This window comes from Nitrospira sp. (genome assembly GCA_029194535.1).
GTDB lineage: Bacteria > Nitrospirota > Nitrospiria > Nitrospirales > Nitrospiraceae > Nitrospira_C.
On sequence record JARFXR010000001.1, the window covers coordinates 383,089 to 408,716 of the forward strand.

The window sequence follows — 25,628 nt, forward strand, 5'->3', positions numbered from 1 at the left end:
CGACGATGACGCGGTTCTTCACCATCTTCTGCACCTCGCTCGGCAGTAAGGTCGTGGCGGCGCTGACGGGTCTGACGCTCACCGGATTTGTCGTGTTCCATATGCTCGGCAATCTGCAGGTTTTCGAAGGCCGGGAGTCGCTCAACACCTACGCGGCCTTTCTTCGGGAGATGCCCATCTTGCTCTGGTCCTACAGGATCGGATTGCTGTCGGCCGCGGCGTTGCACATCGGATTGACGATCCAACTGGCGATACGAAACCGTCGGGCTCGCCCCGTAGCCTATGCAAGCCGGATCTACCGTCAGGCATCGATCTCCTCCCGCTCGATGGCCTTAACCGGAAGCCTTCTACTGGTATTCATTGTGTTTCATCTGCTGCATTTCACGGCCGGGGTCGTCGACACCTCGTTCATGGATAGGCTCGATCCCAGGGGCCACCGGGACGTCTACGGCCGAATGATCCACACCTTTCAGATTCCGTGGTTCGTGCTGCTCTATCTCCTCGCGCAGGGAGTGCTGGCGGTGCATCTGAGTCACGGTGTGTCCAGCAGCCTGCAAACATTGGGATTGGAGCATCCGATCCTCAATCGAGTCTTCAGAGTTGCCGGTCCGTTCGTGGCCGGAACCGTAGTGCTGGGCAATTCGGCGATCGTCCTGGCGATCGCACTGGGGGTTCTGCGTTGATGATCCGTCTCGACTCCAAGGTGCCGTCGGGCCCATTGGAAACAAAATGGGACCGGCACCGGTTTACCGAAAAACTGGTCAGTCCCAACAACAAGCAGGCCATCAAGGTCATCGTCGTCGGAACCGGGCTCGCGGGTGCCAGCGCCGCCTCCACACTGGGCCAACTCGGCTACCACGTCGACTGTTTCTGCTTCCACGACAGTCCGCGCCGCGCCCACAGCATCGCCGCCCAGGGCGGCATCAACGCGGCCAAGAATTACCAGGACGACGGTGACAGCATCGCCCGCCTGTTCTACGACACCATCAAAGGCGGCGACTTCCGTTCCCGCGAAGCGAACGTGTATCGGCTCGCGCAGGTCAGCACGCAGATCATCGACCAATGCGTGGCGTTGGGCGTCCCCTTCGCACGCGAATACGGAGGGCAGTTGGCCAATCGCTCATTTGGGGGCGTGCAGGTCTCGCGTACCTTCTACTGTCGAGGGCAAACGGGCCAGCAATTGTTGCTGGGTGCGTATTCGGCGCTCTGTTGGCAAATCGAACGCGGCCAGGTCGTCATGCACCCGCGAACCGAAATGCTGGATCTGATCGTCGTCGACGGTCACGCCCAAGGGATCGTGGTTCGCGACCTCATCTCCGGCCGGCTCAGCGTGCATGTGGCACAGGCTGTCATCCTCGCGACCGGAGGCTACAGCAATATCTTCTATCTTTCGACAAATGCCACCGGCTGCAACGTCACCGCGACCTATCGGGCCTGGAGGCAAGGGGCCGCGTTTGCCAATCCGTGCTTTACGCAGATCCACCCGACCGCCATTCCGCCGAGCGAGGAGCACCAGGCCAAGCTGACGCTGATGTCCGAATCGCTTCGCAACGACGGCCGAATTTGGGTGCCTAAACGGGCGGGGGATGCGCGTGCTCCGGAGGACATTCCCGAGTCCGAGCGGGACTATTTTCTCGAGCGGCGTTACCCGCGGTTCGGCAATCTCGTGCCTCGTGACGTAGCGTCACGCGCGGTGAAGGTCGTCTGCGACGAGGGATGCGGGGTCGGGCCGGGCGGTCATGGAGTGTATCTCGATTTTGCCGAGGTGATCGAGCGGGAGGGCCTTGGACTAGTTCGGGAACGTTACGGGAATCTGTTCGAGATGTATCAGCGCATCACGGGAGAAGATGCCTACAAAGCTCCGATGCGGATCTATCCCGCGCCGCACTACACGATGGGGGGCCTGTGGGTGGATTACAATCTCATGAGCACCGTTCCGGGTCTCTTTGTCGTCGGTGAGGCCAACTTCGCCGATCACGGAGCCAATCGATTGGGAGCCAGCTCATTGATGCAGGGGTTGGCCGACGGCTACTTTATTCTGCCGTATACGATTGGACACTATCTGGCCACGACCAAGAACGAGCCGATTGCACCCGACCATCCGGACGCTCGCGCGGCGATGGATCGGGTAGTTGCCCGTACCACGAAGCTGCTCGAGGGCAACGGCAAGCGCACGGCGGCCTCGTTTCATCGCGCGCTCGGCCACATCATGTGGAACGCGTGCGGCATGGCACGCCATCGCTCCGGGCTGCATCACGCCCTGCAGACCATCCCGCCGCTACGGCACGATTTCTGGTGCCAGGTGGCCGTCCCCGGTTCGGGCGAGACGTTCAATCAGCAATTGGAGTATGCGGGCAGGGTGGCGGACTTCCTGGACTTCGCGGAGTTGCTGTGTCATGACGCGTTGCACCGCGAGGAATCCTGTGGCGCGCATTTCCGCGAGGAGCACCAAACCGCCGACGGAGAGCCGATTCGTGACGACGAACGGTTCGCCTTTGTCGCCGCGTGGGAATATCAGCCCAATGGGACGCCGATCCTGCACAAGGAGCCGCTGAGCTTTGAGTTCGTCCAACCGGCCATGCGGAGTTATCAATAGAGGAGCCCGAGGCAGGAACGCGCAGACCATGCACTTTACATTGAATGTGTGGCGGCAACGGGGTCCGGACGACAAGGGTGCGTTCATGACGTATCCGGCCGCTGATATCAGTCCCGCGATGTCGTTCCTCGAAATGCTGGACGTGGTCAATCAGCGGCTGATCCTGAACGGCGAGGAGCCGATCGCCTTTGAATCGGATTGCCGCGAAGGCATCTGTGGGGCCTGCTCTCTCGTCATCAACGGCATACCTCACGGTCCCGACCGGGGCGTCGCCACCTGCCAACTCTACATGCGCCGGTTCGCCGACGAGACGGTCCTCACCATCGAACCCTGGCGCGCCAAGGCTTTCCCCGTGATCAGGGATCTGATCGTGGATCGTCGGGCTTTGGATCGCATCATGCAGGCGGGCGGTTATATTTCTTCGAACACCGGAGGCGCAGTCGACGGTAATACCGTTCTCATCGGCAAGGATCGGGCGGAAACGGCGATGGATGCCGCCTCCTGCATCGGTTGCGGCGCCTGCGTGGCCGGCTGTCGGAATGCATCAGCTATGTTGTTCGTCGCGGCAAAGGTATCCCACTTGGCTCATCTGCCCCAGGGCGAACCGGAACGGGTCAGGCGCGCCGATGCGATGATGAAGGCCATGGATCGGGAGGGATTCGGTTCCTGCGGCAACCAATACGAGTGCGAGGCCGTCTGTCCGAAATCGATCAGTGTGCATTTCATCGCCACGTTCAATCGCGAATTCCTCCGATCGACGATCGCCGAACCTGGTCCCCTCACCGGTGCGCCGGCCGACCCTCACGCGGAGTTTCGCTAGGCGCCGTCTCGCCGGACGGTCTCCCAGGAAAAGCGCTGTTTTGTTGACAGGACCGGGGAGTTGCCTTATCGATGGTCTCAAGACAGTCCCCGATCAACAAGCCGGACGTGGATCCACATCCGACGACGCCATGGCCCGTCCCCTCCAGTGCCCGCAGTGCCGTCAAGAACGCGTCTTGCGTGCGCGGCCGGTTTCGGCCGGCGAGCGGGTCGCGGCACTGTTGATGTTGTCCCCCTTCAATTGCCAGCATTGCAGTTGTCGATTCATGGCCTCACGGATCGGCCTGGCTCTCCCCGCGCGGAAGGTCGAGCGACGTCAGCATCTCCGAATTCCAGTTCGCCTCTATCTGTCGTTTTCAGGAGGCAAAGTGCGCGGAGAGGGCACGGTGATGGACCTCTCGGTCGGCGGGTGCATCATCAAGAGCAACACGCAGGTGCATGTGGACGATATCTTTTATCTGGAGATCACGACCGACCAGGACGAACCGCCGTTGGAAGTGGCGGCCATGGTCCGCTCGGTCAGCCAGAGAGGCGTTGCGTTCAAGTTTCTACGGGCTGCCCAGGAGAACAAACGCTTACTGGCGTTCGTACAATCCCGCGCCATGGAACACCACGACCGCCTCCCTCCCAAGCTGCAGGACGCCGGTTAGGCCAAGCGGCCTGACCTCTTCACGAGGGACGCTTCACGATTCAAAGCGGCTGCTCCCAGGCGGACGGTAACGGGTATTCGGCAATGAGCCGTTCGTGCTCGGCCAGATCGAACGGTTCAATCTGCAAGTCCTCCCTGACAAGCGGCTCCGCACAGGCGGCTGAGACGAGAAAGTCGATCAAGGACTGCGCCTGCAACTCGGTGGCAAATCGATAGAGACCATACTCGGGCATCCCGGAGGATGGATGCCAGAAGGCCAGTTCGATCGCGCTTCCTTGATACAAGCCGAGCAATCGATGCCGCACCTGGAATCCGCCGGGCGAACGCGTTGAGTGGTCACGTGACATGTCCGCTCCTCGAGGCGCGCTCTGTATTCAAGACACGGAGGCCATGATAGCATGAGCGGGCGGCTCGTCAGAAGGAGGAGGATCATGGGCACCACCGTACGGAGGATCGCCGGTTGGATGATACTGGTCGCATGTTTGGGCGGGTGCGGCTATAACGACTTGCAAGGGCTGGACGAGGATACGAAGGCGGCCTGGAGCGAGGTCGTCAATCAGTACCAGCGCCGCGCCGACTTGATTCCCAATCTGGTGGCGACCGTGAAGGGGTACGCAGCCCATGAAAAGGATACTCTTGAAGGTGTCGTAAAGGCTCGGGCGCAAGCCACGGGGATTCACGTCACGGCGGAGCTGTTGAAAGACCCGGCCGCCTTCGAGAAATTTCAACAAGCGCAGGCCGGCCTGACGTCGGCGCTGGGAAGATTAATCGCAATCGCCGAAAACTACCCTAATCTGAAAGCCGATCAGAATTTTCGAGATCTACAGAGCCAGTTGGAAGGCACGGAGAATCGCATCGCCGTCGCCCGCAAGCGCTACATCGACCGGGTTGCGGAGTTCAACAAGATGGTCCGTTTCTTCCCGACGAATCTGACCGCCAAGTTCCTCCTCCATTTGGAAGAGAAGCCGAACTTCACCGTCGCCGACGAGAAAGCCGCGGCCAAGCCGCCGGAGGTCAAGTTCTGAAGACAGGTTGAGGCTGAGGTCGAGGTTGAGCTGGTGGAGCGAAGAAGATCTCTTGGGATTGTCGGCCGGTGCCTTGTCGTCTCAAGCGTAGCCTTCGTCTTAACCTCTCCGACATGGGCCCTCGACGTGCCTCCCCTCGCCGGCCGCCTCGTCGATCTCGCGCGCGTCCTATCCATAAACGAAGCCGACTCACTCTCGGCGACCCTCAAGGCTCACGAAGATACAACCGGCAATCAGGTCGCCGTCCTCATCGTACCGACGCTCGCGGGCGAGGTGCTGGAGGAGTATGCGCATCGCGTCGCGACTTCCTGGAAGCTGGGCCAGCGGGGCACCGACAACGGCGTGTTGCTCCTGGTTGCGGTGAAGGAACGTCGGCTGCGTATCGAAGTCGGCTACGGTCTGGAAGGGACGCTCACCGATCTCCGTTCCGCGCATATTATCCGCGAGGAGATCGTACCGCGATTCCGGGCCGGCGATATGCCGGGAGGTGTACGTGCGGGGATCGAAGCCATCCTCAAGACCATCGAAGGGACGTACGAAGCCAAGGACCAGGCTGTCGCTCAGAGGGGCCGAGGTCCAGAGTCAGACGCTCTGCAACTGGTCTTCATCGGGGTCGTCGTCGGGTTTCTGGCCGGTATCGTGCTCAGCCAGGGACTGCGCCGCACCAGAGCCCTCTTCGGAAGCCTGCTGGCGTATCTCGTGGCGCAGTCTGCGAGCATGACCCTGGGATTCGTTGCAGCCGGAATGACAGCGCTTCTGCTCTGGCTGGTGCTCTGGACCAATCGTGGAAGTCGAAGCCGAAGGACGTACGACGACTGGACCTGGTACAGCAGCCGGGGCGATGGATGGAGCGGGGGCTCGTCCGACAGCGGGTTCAGCGGCGGCGGGGGCGATTTCGGAGGCGGAGGGGCCAGTGGCAATTGGTAAGGCAGGCGGATTGACCGAACAGGATCGGACTTGCATCAGCCAAGCGGTCCAAACGGCTGAACGACAGACTGCGGCCGAGATCGTCCCCATGGTCGTCGGACGATCCGGTCTCTATCGTGACGCGCAACATCGAGCCGGCCTGATCCTGGCATTGGTCGCGCTGGCCGGCGGTCTGACACTCGAACCGGCGTGGCTGCCTTGGGGTTGGCACGCGGGGAACGCAGCCTGGCTGCTCATCGCAACCCTGTCGGCTTACGCGGTCGGAGCCTGGCTCGGCCGCTTAGGCCCGGTCATCCGGGCCGTTACCTCCGCGGAGCGGATGAAGCAGAAAGTCCGGTTGAAGGCCGAACGGGCCTTTGCTCAGCATGGAGTTTCCCAGACGAGGGACCGGACCGGCGTCCTCATCATGCTCTCGCTGTTGGAACGCCAGATCTATGTGCTGCCTGACCGAGATCTCGGTCAGCGCGTGCATCCTGACGACTGGATAGCGCCTGTACGAGTGGCAGTCGAGCGATTGAAGCAGGACGACATTGCGGGAGGACTCTGCGCAGCCGTCGAGCAAAGCGGAACGCTCTTGGCGCGGGTCTGTCCAGTCAAGCCGGGCGACAATCCGAACGAGATTTCCGACCGGGTGATCGAAGAGCCGTGAATATCGGACGATCTGTCAGGCGAGATCCTGAGTGACAAGCACTTCTTCACCGAGCATGTCGATGATTTTCACAGCCACGATCGTCTTGCCGTTCAGTGCCGGGAGTTCATAACGGTCTGCCACGCGGTCAGTTTTCTTTTCCGGTACATCGGACAAAGCCACGTTGAAGACCTTCCCATCGTACACCGGGTCGATCATCACGCAATCCACCATCGCCCGCCAATCGTCGATCTTAGGTGACAGCAGGCCCGCTTGCTGCTGCAAGCGGGTTATGATCGTCGGAGAAATGAAATCTTCGATCTGCACGGTGAGCTTCCCGTTCTTGCGAGCAACCGTCACCTTCGCGCGCGCCGCCTCGTGCTTGATGAACGTGCCGTACTTGGGATCAGTACGCAGTTCGATGACGGCGATCCGATTCACCGCCTCCTTGCCCTTGCGCAGGCGGTTTCAGTCTTCGATCCAGGCCTTCGCGGCCAGCTCCATGCCGAGGCAGACCAGCGTGGTGGGCCGGTCTTCATCCGGGCGGGCATCCAGCTCCCGTTTCAGTTCTTCCAGATCGAGCGGCGTGAGCGGGTGGCCGAAGGGCACGATCTTGACGAGTGACTTGCCGAGCGTACCGTCGAAATAGGCATCCGTACGGGTTCGCTGAATGCCGATATGCTCACAAGCGAGATTGATCGCTTCATTGTGCTGAATAGCCAAATCGTAGTCGTTCACGCGCCAGACGGTGAAGGCGAGTTGCGCGGGGACAGGCTCCGCGTCTTGGGGACTGGCTCCGGCGGAGCCGGTGCCTGTCCCCGTTAGCGGAAGCGCAAGGGGGCGTTGCTTGTCCATCTCGATCTGTTCCTGGGTGATCGTCTGCAGCCGCTTGGCCGTAGTCTGAATCGCGCCTTTGTTGATATCGCAGCCGATCCAGCGGCGGCCGAGCTTTTGGGCGATTGCTCCTGTCGTACCGGAGCCGATGAAGCAGTCGAGGATGAGGTCGCCAGAGTCAGACGCCACTTCAATTATTCTCTCTAGGAGGCTCACTGACTTTTCCGTTGGATAATCACTTTCTTTTTCTGTATCTGCCACGTCATACCAGATGCTCTGAAGCTTGTCGCCCTCTGGATTCGGGCGGACCTTACGGCGAGGGATATTTCCTGGAGCTATCTGGACAACCTCACCTTCTTTGTACTTACGAAGCATTTCTTCTTCGGTCCACTTCCAGGTTCTGGTGAACCCGCAGAATTCATAGGTCAGGTTGGGCCTCGAAACCTTGAAATTGGTGCAATCCGCAAGAGCATACCTACCGATCTCGTCTTCAAGCGGATATCGTTCAAGAAGAACTCGCTCGGGTATCTCCCGTCGAACCTCATTCCATGTAATCTTCTCACCCTTTGAGAAGTGCAACAGTGTGTCATGAATAGAGCCGACTGCCAGGTTAGCGTGATGCTTACCACGTCTCTGCTTTTCCCGAATGACCTCGTTGCGAAAATTGTCGGACCCAAACACCTCGTCCAGCAAACAGCGGAGAAAATGAGATCGATGCGCATCACAATGAAGCCAAATACTCCCTTCCTCTGCGAGCAATTCTTTGAGCAGCATCAGCCGCTCATACATGAACTGGAGATAATTGTCGTTCGCCCAGATGTCGGTGTACTGGATCTGCTCGCCCAACGTATAGCTCTCGCCGTCGAGCTTGGCTGTGCCCTTCGCGCCGCGGAGCGACACCTTCCGCACATAATCGGCTCCTGAATCGAACGGCGGGTCGATGTAGATCAGGTTCACCTTGCCACGAAAGCCATTGGCGAGCAGATGGGCCAGCACCTCTTTGTTGTCACCATGAAACAAGAGGCCGCCTTTGGGATAAATGGTAGGCCAGTCGTTCCGGGTGTCAGCGGGGGGGGGCACGTACTACTAAGCGAGGTAACTGGATCGAAGGTCTCCACGTGCTGGGCCGGAAAGGCGGTGACGTGAGACAGCGGCCGTTTGCCTACCCAGGTCAGCATGGGGCGTCCCTTGGCGGCGGTGATTTTCACTTCCGTCTTCTTTGTCGGGGCAGTACATCGCAGGGGCCGGCTTTTGAACCGGTGTGGCAGCCGGCTTCACGGTTGAAACCTGTTTGGCCGCCTTCTTTTTCCCCGTCCTCTTCACTTGGCAGCCTCTCGCTGAAATCCAATGCGTCTGATCGGAGTCTTCGGTGGTGCCATGAGTTCCCGGATGGCGTCGAAGACGACTTTGAATTGCCGGTCGTACTTTTTCTCCAGTTCGTTCAGGCGCCTTGCCAGCTCCTTGTTGGACGCGACCATTTCCCGCAACCGCACGAAGGCCCTCATAATCTCGATATTGACCTGCACCGCTCGTTTGCTCTTGAGTACGCTGGACAGCATGGCCACTCCTTGCTCCGTGAAAACATAGGGCACATACCGTCGCCCGCCTCGGCCTTTTGAGGTGCCAAAATGGAACCTCAAACCATCAATCTCGTCAGGACTCAGTTGAAACATGAAATCCTGTGGAAATCGGTCCAGGTTCCGTTTGACGGCCCTGTTCAGCTCCTTGGTCTGAACGCCATACAGTTCCGCAAGATCGCTGTCCAGCATGACCTTGTGTCCTCGAAGCAGAAAGATTTTCTTCTCAACGTGCTCAACGGGAACCATGCCGCTCACCTTCGTTTCTCCCCCTCTCTTTAAGGTCGCATTTTGCGACCTTAAACGTCCCATTGATCCTTGAAATCACAGATTGTGATTTCAAGTGTGAAGCCGCAATGTGGTACCTCAACGTGGTCACAATCCATGACGAAGTTCATAGCCTTTGCGTCTCTGCTCCTTCGACGAAGGCCCTGGTTTCTCTCAATTGGTCCGCTGTGACCGTGTCCGTAGCGATGAAGATCATCTGGTATTGCAGGCGGTCGGGATTCAAGGCCTTCCATTTTCGAATGGCAATAGCCAAGTTGAGGCCGACGGAGGAACCGTGAATGACCTGTCTCAGGTACGTGCGCCCAATCCAAAATCTCGGCGATGGCGTGATATTTTGGGAAAGCATAACTATCTGCACGCCAGACTTCCACACGAGCTGAGATTTGCTGATGGAGGTGGGGCTTGGGGCGGCAATGTAGCCTACAAGACGAGATGCTGCAAGGAGACGATAGAGCAAGAGCAAGAAAGAAACGCGCTAACGAAGTAGCCCTGCTCATGGACTGCCCACCGGGGTTCGGCTAGAATCGGCCTCCATGCCTGAGCCCACCGCTGAGTCCGCCGTTCGAACAACAGTCCAAGACGACAACCATTCGGTGGTCAAGGCGGCAGGCCTGATCGGCGTTGCGACCTTTTCCAGCCGCATTCTCGGATTTATCCGCGACATGGTGTTGGCCCGCCTGTTCGGGGCGACGCCGGCCGCCGACGCCTTCTTCGTCGCCTATCGGGTGCCCAACTTGTTACGTGAACTTTTCGCCGAAGGCTCGATGTCGTCGGCCTTCATCCCGGTCTTCACGGAGTACCAAACTCTCAAATCCAAACGCGACGCCTGGGAACTGGCGAGCGCGGTGTTTACGACCCTGTTGACCGTCGTCACCGGTATCACGATTCTCGGCATCGTCCTGGCGTCCGGCATCGTCTGGCTCTTGGCTCCCGGTTTTCACCACGATCCGTCGAAGTTGGAGATGACGACGCTCCTGACCAGAATCATGTTTCCATATTTGCTGTTCATCAGTCTCGCGGCCCTGGCCATGGGCATTCTGAACTCGCTGCGGGCCTTCGCCGCGCCGGCGTTTTCGCCGGTGTTTTTCAATATTTTCATCATCGGCTGCGCCCTCTTTCTGTCGCCGTACCTGCCGGAGCCGATCCTCGGCGTGGCCATCGGCGTCGTGGCGGGCGGCGCGGCTCAATTCGCCATGCAGCTACCCGGGCTCAAATTGCGCGGGATGCTGTTTGGATTTCGATTCGAGCCGGGCCATCCAGGAGTGAAGCGCATCGGGCGGCTGATGGTCCCCTCGCTGTTGGGTCTCTCGGTCACCCAAATCAACATCACAGTCAGCACGATCCTGGCGTCGTTCTTCGCGGGTGGACCGACGTATTTGTTTTATGGCATGCGGTTGATCCAATTTCCGCTGGGCATCTTCGGGGTAGCGTTGGCGACGGCGATCCTCCCGACTCTGGCGGCACAGGCAGCCAGGGGCGCGCTGGAGGAATTGCGCAGCACCGTGGCCTTCGGATTGCGGATGATCTTCTTCATCATTCTGCCGGCGATGCTCGGTTTGATTTTGCTACGGCAGCCGATCGTGCATCTGTTCTTCGAACATGGGTCTTTCACGCATGCCGATACGGTGGCCACGGCGACTGCCGTGTTCTGCTATGCAGTCGGCCTCTGGGCCTTTGCCGGGGTCCGCATCATCGTGGCGGCGTTCTATTCGCTTCAGGACACGAAAACCCCGGCCATCACCGCCGCCATTGCCGTGGTGGGGAATCTCGTGTTCTCATTGCTGCTGATGTCCCCGCTCGGTGTCTCCGGATTGGCGCTGGCGACGGCGCTTGCCGCAATGGTGAACGGCGGCATTCTGGTAGCGGTTCTCAACCGGCGATTAGGTGGAGTAGAGTGGGGGGCGGTCGGCCGGTCATCGCTGCGCGTGCTGCTCGCCTGCCTGCCGTTGGTACTGGCTTGTCTTTGGGTAGCAAGTGCGGAGGTCTGGAGCCATCAGGACGAATGGGTAGCTAAGTCGGTCATGCTGTTTGTCGCGATCGGTTTCAGCGTGAGCGGCTATCTTGGGGTGCATGTCTTGTTGGGGTCGGAAGAGTTGACGATGGTCTGGGGAATGGCCAGCAGAAAATTCGGTCGCGTTCTCGGACGTTAGGAGGAGTTATGAACACCCGCACATTGATCTTCAAGTCTCGGTGGGGCTGGATGGGGCTGGCGGAATCACCGGCCGGGATCGCCTCGATCGTGTTGTCGAAGCCGTCGAAGCTCGCGGTGCAATCGACCTTGGGATCGAGCAAGCTAGGCGAGCAGTCCTCGTCTCCTCGACTCCGTGCTGCAAAGAAACAGTTGATCGAGTATATGGCCGGCAAACGGACATCCTTTACGTTCCCGCTGGATCTTTCAGATGGAACGGCGTTCCAGCGACGAGTGTGGCGGACTCTGCAATCCGTTCCGTACGGCACGCTGTCGTCGTATCAGAACCTGGCGGCTCGAGTCGGTGGGAAGCAATACGCCAGGGCGGTCGGCGGTGCCGTCGGCTCCAATCCCTTGCCGATCGTCGTGCCGTGCCATCGGATTGTCGCGCAGGACGGTTCGATCGGGGGATTTTCAGGCGGGCTGCCGACGAAACGGAAGCTGCTGGCTCTCGAGGGGTCGTTGTCACAGCTTGCGCGGGCAGGAGGTTCGAGGCACAAGGTTGGCGGCGGGGGGGATAGAAGCACACCCACGGCCTCCAGCCTCTCCTCTGCGCCGCGATGAAAGCCGTCGTCCAACGGGTCGTACGAGCACAGGTGGAAGTGAACGGACAGATCGAGGGACGAATTCGCGATGGGCTGTTGGTCCTTCTGGGAGTGGCAGATGGAGATACGGAAGCCGACGGTCGCTCGCTGGCCGAGAAGCTACGCACGCTGCGGATATTTTCCGACGATCAGGGGAAGATGAATCGATCCCTGACGGATACCGGAGGCTCGATACTCCTCGTCTCCCAATTCACGCTGTTGGGCAACACCAGAAACGGCCGCCGTCCGAGCTTCGAGGCGGCGGCGCCGCCCGCGGAAGCGAAGCGTCTGTATGAGTACGTCATCGACGAACTGCGGGCGCGAGGGGTACCGGTGGAGACAGGGGTGTTCGCGGCCCATATGGCCGTGGATTCGGTCAACGACGGGCCTGTGACTTTCGTGTTGGAGACTCGTTGACCGGGTGACGACACCTTCCCGGGATGACTTCGCCCGTCGCATGAAGCAAACAGGGTGCGATAGGGGCCCACTCTGTTATACTAGGCCAAGAAGGCCTTAGCAGGGAGGGCGCGATGGGAACACAGGTTCCTCCTCGACATCCGCTTCGGCAGCTTTTCGGGGCGTTGACCGAGAAGAGCTTCACGGAGCACTTGGGCTGGCCCGACCTGAACGTGACCGCCTACCTGTCCAACCTCCTGGTCGATTTCGCAAGCACGGATCAGCTGTACAAGGTTCGCGACCAGCAGGGCAAACCCCTCGATACCGTGGTCGAGCTCCTGTATGAGTCTGAGGTGCTGTACGGGGCGCAGTCCTTAGAGCGAGAACGGGACGTCCATCAACATATCGGGGACTTCACTCTGTTCATGGCGGGACTCTTTCCTGAGTACCTGCGTCGCTTGAAAACCGCTGGTCTGATCTATCATCAGGACTTCCTTGTGGATTACGTTAAGGCGGGAAAGCGCTCCTATGGCATTGTAGCAGAAATGGCTCGCGATCGAGGTCCCGACGAGCCGCCGCCGTTCAGAAAGCTCTCCGAGAACTTTGAGCTCTGCGTGACGGGACTGGGGTTCGTGCGCTCCGATCTGGATCGACTGCGTGATCCCGCCTATTGTCACGCCCGGGACCTGCTGCTCAATTGACACGTCCTCGTCCTCTTCTCCTCGTCCACGGCGGCGCGGGACGTCGTCCGATGACTCCTCAACAAGCCGACAGTCTGAGGCTGGCCCTCAAATCGGGATATGAGATCCTCAAACGGGGAGGACCGTCCATGGTCGCCGTGGAATGTGCGATCGGCATCTTAGAGGAGAGCGGTGCGTTCAACGCCGGTCGGGGAGCCTATCGGCAGCTCGACGGGGTGCGCCGGATGGATGCATCCATCATGGAGGGAAAGAGCTTGCGGGCAGGCGCCGTTGCGTCCGTCGAGGGTATTGTCCACCCGGTCACCGCGGCCAGGTTGGTCATGGAGGAAACGGATCATGTATTGTTGGTCGGTCCGTCGGCCACGAAGTTCGCGCGTCATTTCAAGCTGCAACGGCTTCCCCGGACGCGGGCGCATCCCCGGCTGTCGTATGGTCGCCTGCTTGCCCGCGAACTTGCGACGGGCGAGCGACACGGGACGGTCGGGGCCGTCGCGTTGGACCGAACCGGTACGGTGTCAGCCGGAGCCTCGACCGGCGGCATTGAGCGCATGTTACCTGGCCGGGTAGGTGATACCCCGTTAATCGGTTGCGGTGTGTACGCCGACAATCGGTCCGGTGGAGTGTCGATGACGGGAATCGGCGAGGGCATCATCCGTCTCGCCGTGGCAGGGACCGTCTGTGAGCGGCTGGCCGAGGGCGAAAGTCCGACGGCGGCCGCCCGCCGGATATTGGACCAATTGGTCTCGCGGATTCATGGAGCGGGTGGTATGTTGATTGTGGCGCCGGACGGGCGGTGGGCCATCGCCCATGTCACCCCTCGAATGGCCGCCGGGTGGTGGGGCGGCACAAGCCGGCCGGTTGTGAAGGATCGATGGGCATGAACCAAGTCCTGTTTCATCTGGCCTTTCCCGTTCACGACCGTCAGGCCGCGAAGCGGTTCTATATCGACGGGCTGGGCTGTACGCTGGGCCGCGAATCAGAGCGGGCCATGACGTTCGGGCTGGCCGGCCATCAGCTCGTGGCTCATGTGGTGGATGCGCCACAGCCGCAGCGGGGTATCTATCCACGGCATTTCGGCCTGGTCTTTCTGTCGAAGGCGCAGTGGCAGGAATTTGCGGATCGAGCCAGGTCCCGAGGACTCTCGTTCTACCAGCAGCCCCGGGTGCGATTTCCGGGAACCAGGATCGAACACCACACCTATTTTCTCCAAGATCCCTCGGACAATCTGCTGGAGTTCAAGTACTACACGCATGAATCCGCCATCTTCGGCGAACGGGACGTGCCGGAAGTCGGGGATGCGCACGAGCCTCGGTAGCCCACTGCAGTCCTTTTCTTAGCGTTTCCATCGGCGCCATACCTGATCTTCACCGATGCGGCTGATCGTGCCGTGGAGGCTGCGGGGCGGCTGAGAGCTGCGTGTCAGCTGGTCGAGGCCCTATCGCGTGAGCGGCCGAGTCGAGACCTTGGTCATGCGCCGCAAGATGCGCTCATGACGACGGGTCAGGACTGTGGTCTTTCTGAGCGGATCGTATCGACGCGGCGCAGGCAGCATGGCGGCGAGCCAAGCCGCTTCGTCGGCGGACAGGTCACTCGCCGTCTTCATGAAATGGTGACGGGCCGCGGCCTCGGCTCCGTAGACCCCCCTTCCCCATTCCGCCACATTCAGATACAGCTCGAGAATCCGGTCTTTGGAGAGATGTTGTTCGAGGGAACGCGTGATCAATGCCTCGTGAGCCTTCCGAAGGAGAGAACGCTCGGAGGAGAGGTAGAGGTTCTTGGCCAGCTGTTGGGTGATCGTACTGCCCCCGCGTTTCAGCTCGCCCTTCTCCAGATCGTACAGGGCGGCGTCCTTCAGGCCTTCCCAATCGAATCCCTCGTGCGAGAAGAACGACGCGTCCTCCGCCGCGATGACGGCTTGGCGGAGATACGGCGAGATGCGAGAGAGGGGTACCCAGATCCAGTGGCGTCCGACGGAACGACCCTCCTCCTTGGCCTGAGCTTGCCGAGCCTCAATCAGGGCGGTGAGCGTCGGATTCGTCGTGCGGAGGGCGGACACGTCGGGCATGGCGGCCAGCAAAAAGAGTCCGAACGCCGCCAAGCCGATCGCGCCGCACAGGAGCAGACCCGCGATCAGCGGCATCCGTCGACGTGGTGTTGACTTCCGCACCGGAGGCTGCCTATGACGATGGTGGACAAGATGAAGATTCTAACGGCCGAGTTTATCAGAAGTTGCGTCCAACCCGAACAGTTTCCGAGCGGTGGTCTGCCGGAGATCGCCTTCGTCGGACGCTCGAACGTCGGAAAGTCCTCGCTGATCAACTCCCTCCTTCAACGGAAAAGCTTGGCGAGGGTCAGCCGAACGCCCGGCAAGACCAGGGCCGTCAACGTATTTTCCATAGTCACCGGCGACGCGCAGCTCTCCCGATTTCTGGTGGTCGACCTGCCGGGATATGGGTACGCCAAGGTCTCGAAGTCGCTCCGAGCACAATGGGGTCCGTTGATTGAAGCGTACCTGAACGGCCGGGAGGAGTTGCGGATCGTCGTGCTCCTCGTGGAGAGCCGAGTTCCTGCCGCTCAGGATCGGCAGACGATCGAATGGCTCCTGTCCACCGGCCATCGTCCGATCGTTGTGGCAACGAAGGTGGATAAGCTCAAGCCGAGCGAGCGGGTCGCCGGTCTGCGGCGGTTGGAGACGGAACTCGGTCTCGATGACCGCACGCCGGTCATCGCGTATTCGTCGACAACGGGCGAGGGGAGGGATCGCCTCTGGGCGGTGCTGAGGGAGCAGACTCGAATTTGATCTCGATATAGGCTTTGTTTTTCAGGTCCGCCAGCCAGCTCTGGAACATGTCCTCGCCCTTCTGTTGATACACGAGGGACTGAATTTCCAACCGCACTTCATCATACGGGCGAAACTGCTTGGGCTTCTTGTCGTCCAATCGGACGATGTGCAATCCCTCGGGAGACTGAATCACCTCGGAAATCCCGCCCGGCACCAACTTCGAGACGCCTCGCTCGATCGCCGGCAGCAACTCTCCCTGGCGCACAAGACCCAACCGGCCGCCGCGGGAGGCGTTGGCTCCGTCCGAATAGCGGAGCGCGAGATCTTCAAAGGACTCGCCTTGCTTCAGCAGATTCACCACGGCTTGTGCCTTCTCGGTCGCATCCGACAGGTCTCCGGATGAGCGGGGCCGGATGAGAATCTGGCTGAGCGTATATTCTTCCGGGAGCGAAAAGCGGTCGCGATGTTCGTTGTAATAGCGTCTCATTTCGGGATCCGCGACCATCACGCCGCTGCGGACCTCCCGATCCACCACCTTGAGGAGCGTCAACTGCTCCCGAACCGCCTTCATATTGGCGGGGTCCTTATCGTCCAGTTTCTCGCCTTGCTGCTTGAGCTGATGGACCGCCTGTTTCACTTCCTGGTCGGTGACTTCGACCGAACGGGCTTTGGCCTCCTGCAGTTGCAGGCGACGTTCGATCATGGCAGTCAGCGTCATGGATTCAGCGATCGAGAGTTGCCGGATCAGCTCCGCTCCCCGGAACTGCTTCTGGATACGCTCTTTCTCCGGCTTGAGCTCGCGGTTCATATCCGACAGCATGATGAGGTCGGAATTGACGATGGCGACGATGCGGTCTTCGACATGGGCCGCCTCCGCGGGAGGCCGATGAGGCAGCAAGGCCAGCGCGCCGCATGCGGCGCCTGCGACGAGCCAGATGATCAACGATGTCGGACGGGTCATCACGTAGGAAAGGACAATGGTCTGGTTTTATACGGCCGACGAGGCGGGTGATCCCGACCCATAATCCATCGATTCTACAGGAGACGGACCTGAATGAGGAAGGGCGGTCCGATAGACCGGGAAGCCCTCCTAATGGCGCGGAGACGGCGAAGGATATCGGCGTACGTCAGCGGTTGGCCAAATCGCCGGCGCCGAATCGGGAGACATCGGCGATCTTGACGACCGCCTTGGCGCGAATGTCGGCGATGACATCGTCAAAACGCTTCTGGCGTTTTTCGTTCAACAGTTCTTGCCGGAGGCGTTCCCTGGTCGCCAAATCCGCCTGGATGATCTCGGGGTCGAGCGCCGTAATCCTGACGAGATAATAGCCGGCTTCGGTCTTGATCGGAGCGCTCGTCATGCCCGGTTTCAGCTGATGAATGACTTCGTCGACTTCCGGCGAAACCAGATCCTTGCGATAGGGCCCCAGGTCCCCGCCGTTGGCTTTGGTCTTGGCGTCGATTGAGTAGCGTTGAGCGAACTTGCCGAAATCGCCGCCTAAATTCACTTGCTTCTCGAGATCCTTCGCGGCGGGATAGTTCGGGAGCAGCATCACGGCCACCCGCATTTTCAATGGGGTCAGGAGTTGGCGCGCGTGCTTGTCATAGTAGGCGTCCAATTCTTCCTTGGTGAGTTCGATCTTGGTCTTGATGCGGTCTTTCAGCAGCTCGTCCAGCATCAACCGTTCCTTGTACCGGCGGGCCCGGTCCCTGATCTGATCATTTTGATCCAGGCCCTGCCTGCGTGCCTCTTGCAGCAAGAGTTCCCGAGTAATCACTTCGCTGAGTAGGCGCGACTTGCCTCCTTCTTTCTCATATCGCGCGCGGGTCGCCTCCGGGAGTTCGCTCCATTCGGCTTCGAACTCCATCTGCGAGATCGGTCTTCCATTGACGAAGGCCACGATCCGCTCCTCAGAGGGCGGCGGAGTGCAACTCGCCAGCAGCAACAACAGGCCGCCGCACGCCAGGCGCAATCGGTGGTCAAACGGGGATACGAACGGACCGGCGGAACGATTGGATCGGGAAACCATGCGTGGATGAACCCCTCGCTGCGTCGTTGAGAATCATACCTTCGTTGAAGTGGTGGTATCACAGACTTCCAGGCTTTGCAACATTGCGGCGAGTTCTCGAAAGATGGAAGGCCAGTCCTGGTGCGACATTTGGAGTTCGAAGGACGTCGGCGAGAGAAAACGGACGCGGTTCATGTACCGATCCATCAGCTGCCGGACGGCCGGCGGGCTGATCCGGCTCTTCGCCCCCCAGACCACCACGACCGACTGGGCCTTCAGTTCGATCGAGTCGAGGCGCAGCAGCTTGGCGTGGAGGCGGATCTGCATGACTTCGAACAGCCGCTCGACGGGATCAGCGGGAAGTCCATAGCGATCCTGGAGCTCTCCATGAAGCAAGGCCAACTCGCCCACCTGCTGGCAGGAGGAGAGCCGCTTGTAGAACGACAAGCGCTGGTGTGGATCCACGATATACTCTTCGGGAATGTAGGCGGACACATTCAAGCGAAGCGTGGGATCGGGCTCCTCTTCCACGACGAGGCCTTTGAGCCGCTGCACCGCCTGCTCGACCATCTGCATATAGAGGTCGAGACCGATGGCGGCGATATGGCCGGACTGTTGCTTGCCGAGCAGGTTTCCAGCGCCTCTGATCTCGAGATCGGCCGCGGCGATGCGAAAACCGGATCCCAGCTCTGTGAACTGCTGAATGGCGATCAACCGCTTCTGGGCGTCGCCGGTCAAGGTGCCTTCATCGGGAATCAAAAAATAGGCATAGGCCTGATCCCCGCCGCGCCCGACTCGTCCGCGCAGCTGATAGAGTTGCGCCAGGCCGAACGTATCGGCCCGATTGACGATGATGGTATTGGCGTTCGGCACGTCCAATCCCGATTGAATGATCGCTGAGGCGATCAGTACGTCCGCCTCCCGGTGGAAGAACTTCAGCATCACGGCTTCCAGCGGCTTGGCATCCATCTGACCGTGGGCCATGACGATGCGCGCTTCCGGGACGATCTGTTGCAGCCAGGCTCCGGTTCGCTCCATGGTCTCGACGCGATTGTGGACGAAATAGACCTGCCCGCCGCGTCCCAACTCGCGGAGGATGGCTTCACGGATCAGCTTGTCGCTGCCGCGGACGACTTGCGTGCGGATCGACAGCCGGCCGGCCGGCGGCGTGTCGATGATCGACAGGTCGCGCACGCTGGCCATGGCCATTTGCAGGGTCCGAGGAATCGGCGTGGCGGTGAGCGTCAGGACGTCCACCTGTGTGCGCAGCGTTTTGAGCCGTTCCTTGTGTTTGACGCCGAACCATTGCTCTTCGTCGATGATGACCAAGCCGAGGTTCCTGAACGTCACATCCCTCTGCAAGAGGCGATGGGTGCCGATGACCACGTCGACGATGCCCGCCGCCACGTCTTTCAAGATGGTCTTGGATTCCTTGGGAGACTGGAATCGTGACAGCAATGCCACCTTGGTCGGGAAGGGGGCGAATCGCTCCGCGAAATTGTCATAGTGCTGATGCGCCAAGAGCGTCGTCGGCACCAACACGGCCACCTGACGATTGTCCTCCACGGCCTTGAACGCCGCCCGCATGGCCACCTCGGTCTTGCCGTAGCCGACATCGCCGCAGACCAGCCGATCCATCGGCCTGCTCGATTCCATATCGCGGGTGATGTCTTCGATCGCCTTGAGCTGATCGGGCGTCTCTTCAAATTCGAACGCCGCCTGGAATTCATGGTACAGCGTGCTGTCCGATCCGTAGGCATGGCGCGTGGCGAGCTCCCGATTGGCATACAGGTCGATCAGGTCTTGAGCCATTTCCTCGATGTCCTTCTTGACGCGCGCCGTGGTCTTGGCCCAGGCCGCACCGCCCAAGCGGTCCAGCCGGGGCACGTGTCCATCGGCGCCGCTGTAGCGCTGCACCTGATTGAGCCGGTCGAGCGGCACGTAGAGCTTGTCTCCGCCGAAAAACTCCAGGATCAGATAATCACTGTCGAACTCCGTGACCGTCAGACGTTTGAGCCCATGGTACTTGGCGATACCGTGCTGGACGTGCACGACATAGTCGCCCACGTTGAGATCTTCGAGCGACGAAAGGAAGGTTGCGGCTTTGCTCTTGGCCTGCGGCTTATGGCGCGTTCCCTTGGCGAATAGTTCCTCTTCCGTCAAGACGGTCAGTCGCAGTTCCGGGGAGAGGAGTCCGGCCGAGAGGTCTCCTTGCAGGACGTAGAACGGCGCTTTGGCCTGGCCGGCCCCTCTCCACTGTGCGGCGGTCCATTCGACGGCTGGGACATCGTGCTCGCGCAGCAGAGCTAGGAGACGTTCCACTTGGCCGCGACTCCTCGCGACGAGCGCCACCCGGCAAGCCTCGCGAAGGCGATCCAAGATGGTCAGGGTTTGGGTGAACGAGGTGCCCCGCACGCCGAGCCCGGCGCTGGCCGGGAGTTGTGCCGGAAACGCCTGAACCGGATCCCACGACGGATCGCCCGCCGCCAGCGGTTCCAACGCGAGTTGGGACCAGTCCGTCATGGCTGCGATCACGTCCTGCCAAGTCAGGAACAATCGTTCCGGCGAGGGATAGGGGGACGAGGTTTCGCGTTCGCTGTTGCGCAGGTATCCGTCGTCGATCCGCTCCCAGAGGTCGGCGGCGGAACGCGCCAGGACGGCGGGCTGATCCAGGACCAACAGCGGCGATGCGGAAAAATAATCGGAGAGCGTATCCATGCGGGGATAGAGATCCGGCGCACGCCACTCCGCATCGGCCTGAATCGGAGCGAGGGCCTCGGCTGCCGCATCAAGCCGCACATATTCACGCGCCGGCAGGACGACGGCACGATCCAGCTTCCGGGTCGATTTCTGGGTGGACGGATCGAAGAGGCGCAGCGAGTCGATGGTCTCGCCGAGGAACTCCGCGCGCAACGGATCGCCGTAGGCGGTGGAGAAGATGTCGATGATGCCGCCGCGAATGCTGAATTCACCGGGAATTTCCACCACGGACACCCGCCGGTAGCCCAGCCGCAACAATCCCCCCGTCAGAGCGTCGCGTTCGATGGACCCGCCGACGTCGAGCCGGAGCAGCGAGTGGACGAAGGTCTCCACCGGCATCAGACGCTGAATCAATGCGGCGACCGAGGTCACGACCCGCGCGGCTGATGCGCCGTGGATCCGGTGAAGCGCGTTCATACGGCGAGCGACCAACCCGACGTGGGGTGCGGTCGCTTCATAGGGCAAGGTTTCCCATCGGGGAAAGAGCGTGAGCGAGTCGGTCGCACGACCGGTCAGCCGGTGAAAAAACAGGAGATCGTCGTAGAGACGCTCGGCGGCCTCATCGGTGCCGGCGACGATCAACCACGGCTTGCCGGAAAGCGAGCCGGCTCCGGACTGCAACAGCTCCGTCAAGGCGAACCCCGATGCCGAGCCGTGTAGACCGGTCAAGCAGGCGCGGCCCTGGAGACCGGCTAAGGCCGTCGCGACCGGGGTGATCCATTGAGCGGCTGAGGATATGGACGGATTCGACAAGGTTCTGATTCCTCGATCGTCAGGACCGCTGCTGAAACGGCGGGGTCATGTTCCTGGGTCTGTAGGGGGCCGGAGTGGAACCGGAGCGAACCCGGCAAGATCGGCGAGATTTGATGGGTCGGTCCTCTCGCGATGATGAGTCGGCTTGGCGTTCGCAGATCATGCAGCTCGGCGGTTTCGTGGTCCAGACCGTTTAGTTAACTGGAGCGGATCCGCTCAATGAGTGAGGTTGTCGAGGCGCCGGGAACCAGCGGAATGGTTTTCACCACTCCGCCGTGTCGCTCCACAACGTCGCGGCCGATGATGCGATCGAGCGCCCAGTCACCGCCTTTGACCAGGATGTCTGGTTGCACCGCCGTGATCAGATTCAGCGGGTCCGGTTCGCTGAAGATGACCACATAGTCGACCGACTCCAGGGCGGCCAGGACTTCGGCCCGTTGCGCGTCCCGGACCACCGGACGCCCGGGTGCTTTCTTCAACGCGCGCACGGACTCGTCGCTGTTGACGCCGACGACCAACAGGTCCCCGAGCTGCTTGGCCGACGCCAGATAGCGGGTGTGGCCGATGTGCATGAGGTCGAAGCAGCCGTTCGTGAAGACGATACGCTTGTTCTCGGCGCGGGCGCGCTGCAGGATGGGAACCAGTTCGCGTGCGGTCAGCACTTTCGTGGGCGACATGGAGTCCATCATACCGGCTCCGTCTCCCGGATGGAACCGGCTTGGTTATTCATCGTCGGATCGGGTGACCCCGCCCAGTCCCATCACGCCCGCTCCATGCCGGGCAATGATGGCATCCATCGCTTCGATGGCCCTACTGCGGCGGCCGTCGAAGAGGCCCGATGGCGCAGGAATCAGCGAGGTCACGGCCAGCCCGGCCAAACGATAGACGCCTCCGGGTTTCATCAGTTCGTTCAGCGCGCCTCTGATGGTGAGCCACATGTCGGGATCGTAGTTGAGCGGGCGGGGGAACCGGCGGTGCTTCGTCGTCACGGCGAACCGCGCGTCCTTGAGCTTGACGGTCACGGAGGCTGCCGCCAAGGCCTCCTGCCGCAGTTCTCGCGCGAGGGTGGTCAGGAAACCGCGCAGCACGCGCTCGATATAGGCCCGGTCCCCGGTGTCCTGCTCGAACGTCGTCTCATGGCTCAGGCTCTTCGACTCCCGGTCCGGCATGACCGGCTCGTGATCGATGCCCTGTGCGAGTTCCTGCACCCAATGGAACCGTGAGCCGAACAGCGAGCGAAGCGAGGCGTGCCATCGCGGATCCAGCAGATCGGCGATCCTGCGCAGTCCGATGACCTGCAGCCGCTCCTCGGTCTTGGGACCGACGCCCGGCAGCGCTCGGAGCGGCCGATCTGCCAAAAACCCCGCTTCGGACCCCGGAAGGACGATGAAAAGGCCGTCGGGTTTGGCCGAGTCCGCCGCGATCTTGGCCGTCACCTTGCCGGTGGCCGCTCCGACCGTGCAGCAGAGGCCGGTGTCATCGAAGATGACCTGCTTGATCTGCCGGCCCAATGCCGCAGGATCGGGGTGCAGGCGTTGAAGGTCCGTCGTGTCGACGTAGAATTCGTCGATGCTGCTCCACTCCACCGTGGGAAAGAGGCGCTCGGTGACGCGCTGCATTCGGTCGTGGAGCTCACGGTAGAGCGGACGATCGGGAGGCACCACAACGAGATGGGGACAGAGACGGATCGCCGTGACTGTCGGCATGGCGGAACGGACGCCGAATGCCCGTGCCGCATAACTGGCGGCGGCGATGATGCCTCTGGGGGCCGGTCCGCCGACAGCCACCGGCTTGCCGGATAGCTCAGGGTCCTTGAGGATCGCGGCGGAGGCGAACATGGCGTCCACGTCGCCGAAGAAAATCTGCCGCGGCCATCGCATGGGAGACTCCGCTACCGCTAGAAAGGCAAGGAGAGCTGCGCGCGTTTCGTGGACGCGGGAGCCGCGCCGCTGGCGGCCCGGACCCGGCGTACGGTGCCCAGCTCCTGCAGCGCGCCCCGGCAACTGCCGCAATGGTGGCGGCGCGGTTGTATCGTCCGCCGTTGGCGGCGATAGATGCGACCGCATTGCCGGCAGCGCCAGGCGAAGCGCGCCAAGGCGAGAACCTCCTGTTGCAGCGAATGGTACAGGGTGATGGCGAGAGAGCCGTCGCGGTTCAACTCGGTCATCTTCCGCAGGAAGTCGGGGCCATGACTGGGGCGTCGCTTGAGGATGTCGTATTGCCATTGATGGATCATCTCATGGGCTACCGTGCTCAGCAGCTCGTTGAAGCCGTGCGGCGATCGGGCCAGCAGCGGCGTGAGGAGCGGCAGGGACAGCCGGATTTCCCTGCGTGGCTGCTTGGAGGCCGCCGTCTCGCTCCACGACGATCTGGGTCCGCCGCGGCTCACGAACATGCCGATCGAGGAGGTGAGCCGCCGGCTCCAGACCAAATCGATGGGAGGCAGGGCCCCGTCGAAATATCGCACATTGAGGTCGAACCAGATCGCGGCAAGCTCGTCCCGCGTCAGAGGAGGCGTGGGGGAAGAAGCCATGATGAATTACCCCAGTTCTTCGTAAATGGCCGCCGCGAGCAGCGGCACCATGATTTCATGATGACCGATGAGCGCATAGCCTCGGCCGCCCTTCTGCGTGGGTCGGCGCACGACGTTGGTCAAGGGACGGTAGTGCGACAGGAAGTCCATGTTGACGGTAGTGATCTGCGTTAGGGCATGGCCGAGGTTCCGCGCGAGCGACACGGTCTTGAGGAAGACTTCCGGTAGGACCACGGCCGAGCCCATGTTGAGATAGACCCCGCCTTCCATCCCCGAAACCACGGCCGTCAGCCGTCGAAAATCGAACAGGGACGTGGCGCCGATCGCCGCGCCGTCGGCCGATGGATGCATGTGAATGATGTCGGTCCCGACCGCGACGTGCACGGTCACCGGGATACCGAGTCTCACGCCGGCCGCCAGGATGCTCGTCTCGTGGTTTTGAAACACGCCGCGGGAGCGATCGATATACCGTCCCACGGCCTCGCCGAGTCCGCGCCGCTCTTGCGCGCCCTGAACGATCGCCTCGTTGAGCATGCGGCCGGTTTCTTCGGCCATGCCGAAACGGCCTTGGTCGATCTCGGCGTCCACCTCCTCCGACGTGTGGCCCATGAGCGCCAGCTCGAAGTCGTGAATGATGCCGGCCCCGTTCATGGCCACGGCCGACACGATGCCGCGGTTCATGAGGTCCACGAAGATGGGCGTCAGTCCAACCTTGACGACGTGGGCGCCGATACCCACGATCACGGGCCTGCGCCTACGATGGGCCGCGGCGACCGAGGCAGCCACGGCTCGAAGTGTCTTCACGCCGAGGATGTCCGGCAAGGACCGGTAGAATCGGGCGAAGCTGTCTCCTCGACGCCACGGTTTGGCGAAATCGGACACGCGCACCTTGCTGTGGCGCTTTTTCAGGGGATACGTCTTCAAGTCCGATACATTGATCGGCGGGATCAACGCGCGAGCCGCGCGAAGCGGGACCTTCCGGTCAGGAGACTTTGCCAAGGAGATGGTCCTCGATCAATTCACATATCACGTGGCCCATCGTGATATGGCATTCCTGGATGCGGGCGGTGACGGTTGACGGGACTACGAAGGGAAATTCCACGACGCCGGCCAGCTTGCCGCCGTTTCCGCCGGTCCAGGCGATGGTGGTGAGCCCGCACGCCTTGGCGGCCTCCGCACCCTTCAGGACATTGGGAGAGTTGCCGCTGGTGCTGATCGCAATCGCGATGTCGCCCGGCCTGCCGTGGGCGCGAATCTGGCGCGCGAACAGCTCGTCGTATCCGTAGTCGTTGGCGATGCAAGTGATGGCGGCGATGTCGGTCGCCAAGGCGATCGCCGGCAGCGGGGCGCGCTCTCGCCGGTAGCGGCCCACGAATTCGGCGGCGATATGGGCCGCGTCGGTGGCGCTGCCTCCGTTGCCGAAGAGCAATACCTTATGTCCCTTTGCGAGGGCGGACGCCGTCAGTTCCGCCACGCGCACGATTCGGTCGGCCTGCTCGCGCACGAATTGTTGTTTGACGGCCGCGCTTTCCGCGAACGCGTTGAGTACCACATCTTTCATCGCGCGCGATTCTAGGGG

At 61.2% G+C, this 25,628-nt stretch carries 27 protein-coding genes; 14 read left to right on the top strand and 13 right to left on the bottom strand.

What is annotated here, in order from left to right; genetic code table 11:
- Positions 1-5: 5 nt before the first annotated feature.
- From P0111_01785 to P0111_01800, 4 genes are all read left to right on the top strand, one after another.
- Positions 6-683: a succinate dehydrogenase cytochrome b subunit gene (locus tag P0111_01785; protein MDF0642735.1), complete on the top strand. Its 678-nt coding sequence runs from the start codon at positions 6-8 to the stop codon at positions 681-683.
- Positions 683-2,596, top strand: coding sequence for a fumarate reductase/succinate dehydrogenase flavoprotein subunit (locus tag P0111_01790; protein ID MDF0642736.1), 1,914 nt, complete (start codon positions 683-685; stop codon positions 2,594-2,596). Before P0111_01785 ends, P0111_01790 begins: the two co-directional genes overlap by 1 nt.
- Before the next feature lie 28 nt (positions 2,597-2,624).
- Positions 2,625-3,416, top strand: coding sequence for a succinate dehydrogenase/fumarate reductase iron-sulfur subunit (locus P0111_01795; GenBank protein MDF0642737.1), 792 nt, complete (start codon positions 2,625-2,627; stop codon positions 3,414-3,416).
- Positions 3,417-3,681: 265 nt separating this feature from the next.
- Positions 3,682-4,065, top strand: a complete 384-nt coding sequence (locus tag P0111_01800; protein MDF0642738.1) for a PilZ domain-containing protein — start codon at positions 3,682-3,684, stop codon at positions 4,063-4,065.
- A gap of 40 nt (positions 4,066-4,105) precedes the next feature.
- Here P0111_01800 and P0111_01805 read toward each other — a convergent pair whose 3' ends face one another.
- Positions 4,106-4,411: a hypothetical protein gene (locus tag P0111_01805; protein MDF0642739.1), complete on the bottom strand. Its 306-nt coding sequence runs from the start codon at positions 4,409-4,411 to the stop codon at positions 4,106-4,108.
- An 84-nt stretch (positions 4,412-4,495) separates the two neighbouring features.
- On the opposite strand from P0111_01805, the gene P0111_01810 reads away from it, so the two are divergent.
- The 3 genes from P0111_01810 to P0111_01820 are packed head-to-tail and all read left to right on the top strand — an operon-like array spanning position 4,496 to position 6,665.
- Positions 4,496-5,089 (top strand): LemA family protein, encoded by a 594-nt coding sequence (locus tag P0111_01810; GenBank protein ID MDF0642740.1) that lies wholly within the window; start codon positions 4,496-4,498, stop codon positions 5,087-5,089.
- 33 nt (positions 5,090-5,122) lie between these two features.
- Entirely contained in the window at positions 5,123-6,016 is an 894-nt protein-coding gene (locus P0111_01815; GenBank protein MDF0642741.1) for a TPM domain-containing protein, read from the top strand.
- Entirely contained in the window at positions 6,003-6,665 is a 663-nt protein-coding gene (locus tag P0111_01820) for a hypothetical protein (GenBank protein ID MDF0642742.1), read from the top strand. Before P0111_01815 ends, P0111_01820 begins: the two co-directional genes overlap by 14 nt.
- A gap of 15 nt (positions 6,666-6,680) precedes the next feature.
- Here the strand turns inward: P0111_01820 and P0111_01825 are convergent, their stop codons facing one another.
- From P0111_01825 to P0111_01835, 3 genes are all read right to left on the bottom strand, one after another.
- Complete coding sequence (locus tag P0111_01825; protein ID MDF0642743.1) at positions 6,681-7,085, bottom strand: hypothetical protein; 405 nt, start codon at positions 7,083-7,085, stop codon at positions 6,681-6,683.
- A 27-nt stretch (positions 7,086-7,112) separates the two neighbouring features.
- The gene (locus tag P0111_01830; protein ID MDF0642744.1) at positions 7,113-8,474 is read right to left on the bottom strand and encodes a site-specific DNA-methyltransferase; all 1,362 of its coding nucleotides are present in this window, start codon (positions 8,472-8,474) and stop codon (positions 7,113-7,115) included.
- A gap of 323 nt (positions 8,475-8,797) precedes the next feature.
- Positions 8,798-9,304: an ORF6N domain-containing protein gene (locus P0111_01835; protein MDF0642745.1), complete on the bottom strand. Its 507-nt coding sequence runs from the start codon at positions 9,302-9,304 to the stop codon at positions 8,798-8,800.
- 572 nt (positions 9,305-9,876) lie between these two features.
- Between P0111_01835 and murJ the strand changes: the two genes are divergently transcribed.
- From murJ to P0111_01865, 6 genes are all read left to right on the top strand, one after another.
- Positions 9,877-11,493 carry a murein biosynthesis integral membrane protein MurJ gene (gene murJ / locus P0111_01840; GenBank protein MDF0642746.1) on the top strand — a complete coding sequence of 539 codons (1,617 nt, stop codon included), beginning with the start codon at positions 9,877-9,879 and terminating at the stop codon, positions 11,491-11,493.
- An 8-nt stretch (positions 11,494-11,501) separates the two neighbouring features.
- Positions 11,502-12,095 (top strand): methylated-DNA--[protein]-cysteine S-methyltransferase, encoded by a 594-nt coding sequence (locus P0111_01845; protein ID MDF0642747.1) that lies wholly within the window; start codon positions 11,502-11,504, stop codon positions 12,093-12,095.
- Positions 12,092-12,532: a D-aminoacyl-tRNA deacylase gene (dtd, locus tag P0111_01850; GenBank protein ID MDF0642748.1), complete on the top strand. Its 441-nt coding sequence runs from the start codon at positions 12,092-12,094 to the stop codon at positions 12,530-12,532. Before P0111_01845 ends, dtd begins: the two co-directional genes overlap by 4 nt.
- A gap of 113 nt (positions 12,533-12,645) precedes the next feature.
- Complete coding sequence (locus tag P0111_01855; protein ID MDF0642749.1) at positions 12,646-13,212, top strand: hypothetical protein; 567 nt, start codon at positions 12,646-12,648, stop codon at positions 13,210-13,212.
- Positions 13,209-14,093: an isoaspartyl peptidase/L-asparaginase family protein gene (locus P0111_01860; GenBank protein ID MDF0642750.1), complete on the top strand. Its 885-nt coding sequence runs from the start codon at positions 13,209-13,211 to the stop codon at positions 14,091-14,093. The genes P0111_01855 and P0111_01860 overlap by 4 nt, the downstream gene beginning before the upstream one ends.
- Complete coding sequence (locus P0111_01865) at positions 14,090-14,527, top strand: VOC family protein (GenBank protein ID MDF0642751.1); 438 nt, start codon at positions 14,090-14,092, stop codon at positions 14,525-14,527. Before P0111_01860 ends, P0111_01865 begins: the two co-directional genes overlap by 4 nt.
- A 120-nt stretch (positions 14,528-14,647) precedes the next feature.
- Here P0111_01865 and mtgA read toward each other — a convergent pair whose 3' ends face one another.
- A complete protein-coding gene (gene mtgA, locus P0111_01870) occupies positions 14,648-15,352 on the bottom strand; it encodes a monofunctional biosynthetic peptidoglycan transglycosylase (protein ID MDF0642752.1) in 705 nt (234 codons plus the stop codon).
- A gap of 39 nt (positions 15,353-15,391) precedes the next feature.
- Between mtgA and yihA the strand changes: the two genes are divergently transcribed.
- A complete protein-coding gene (yihA, locus tag P0111_01875; GenBank protein MDF0642753.1) occupies positions 15,392-16,012 on the top strand; it encodes a ribosome biogenesis GTP-binding protein YihA/YsxC in 621 nt (206 codons plus the stop codon).
- On the opposite strand, the gene P0111_01880 is transcribed toward yihA, so the two are convergent.
- From P0111_01880 to P0111_01915, 8 genes are all read right to left on the bottom strand, one after another.
- Positions 15,936-16,955, bottom strand: coding sequence for a peptidyl-prolyl cis-trans isomerase (locus tag P0111_01880; protein ID MDF0642754.1), 1,020 nt, complete (start codon positions 16,953-16,955; stop codon positions 15,936-15,938). The two genes, yihA and P0111_01880, sit on opposite strands and share 77 nt — an antisense overlap.
- 166 nt (positions 16,956-17,121) lie before the next feature.
- Positions 17,122-18,024: a peptidylprolyl isomerase gene (locus P0111_01885; GenBank protein MDF0642755.1), complete on the bottom strand. Its 903-nt coding sequence runs from the start codon at positions 18,022-18,024 to the stop codon at positions 17,122-17,124.
- Positions 18,025-18,057: 33 nt separating this feature from the next.
- Positions 18,058-21,516 (bottom strand): transcription-repair coupling factor, encoded by a 3,459-nt coding sequence (gene mfd / locus P0111_01890; protein ID MDF0642756.1) that lies wholly within the window; start codon positions 21,514-21,516, stop codon positions 18,058-18,060.
- A 197-nt stretch (positions 21,517-21,713) separates the two neighbouring features.
- Positions 21,714-22,205, bottom strand: a complete 492-nt coding sequence (gene rfaE2, locus P0111_01895) for a D-glycero-beta-D-manno-heptose 1-phosphate adenylyltransferase (protein MDF0642757.1) — start codon at positions 22,203-22,205, stop codon at positions 21,714-21,716.
- Between the two features lie 33 nt (positions 22,206-22,238).
- On the bottom strand, positions 22,239-23,396 hold the full coding sequence (dinB, locus tag P0111_01900; GenBank protein ID MDF0642758.1) for a DNA polymerase IV: 1,158 nt from the start codon (positions 23,394-23,396) through the stop codon (positions 22,239-22,241).
- 17 nt (positions 23,397-23,413) lie between these two features.
- Entirely contained in the window at positions 23,414-24,049 is a 636-nt protein-coding gene (locus tag P0111_01905) for a SprT-like domain-containing protein (protein MDF0642759.1), read from the bottom strand.
- Between the two features lie 6 nt (positions 24,050-24,055).
- Entirely contained in the window at positions 24,056-25,048 is a 993-nt protein-coding gene (locus tag P0111_01910; protein ID MDF0642760.1) for a hypothetical protein, read from the bottom strand.
- Positions 25,032-25,610: a D-sedoheptulose 7-phosphate isomerase gene (locus P0111_01915; protein MDF0642761.1), complete on the bottom strand. Its 579-nt coding sequence runs from the start codon at positions 25,608-25,610 to the stop codon at positions 25,032-25,034. The genes P0111_01910 and P0111_01915 overlap by 17 nt, the downstream gene beginning before the upstream one ends.
- Between the last annotated feature and the right edge of the window lie 18 nt (positions 25,611-25,628).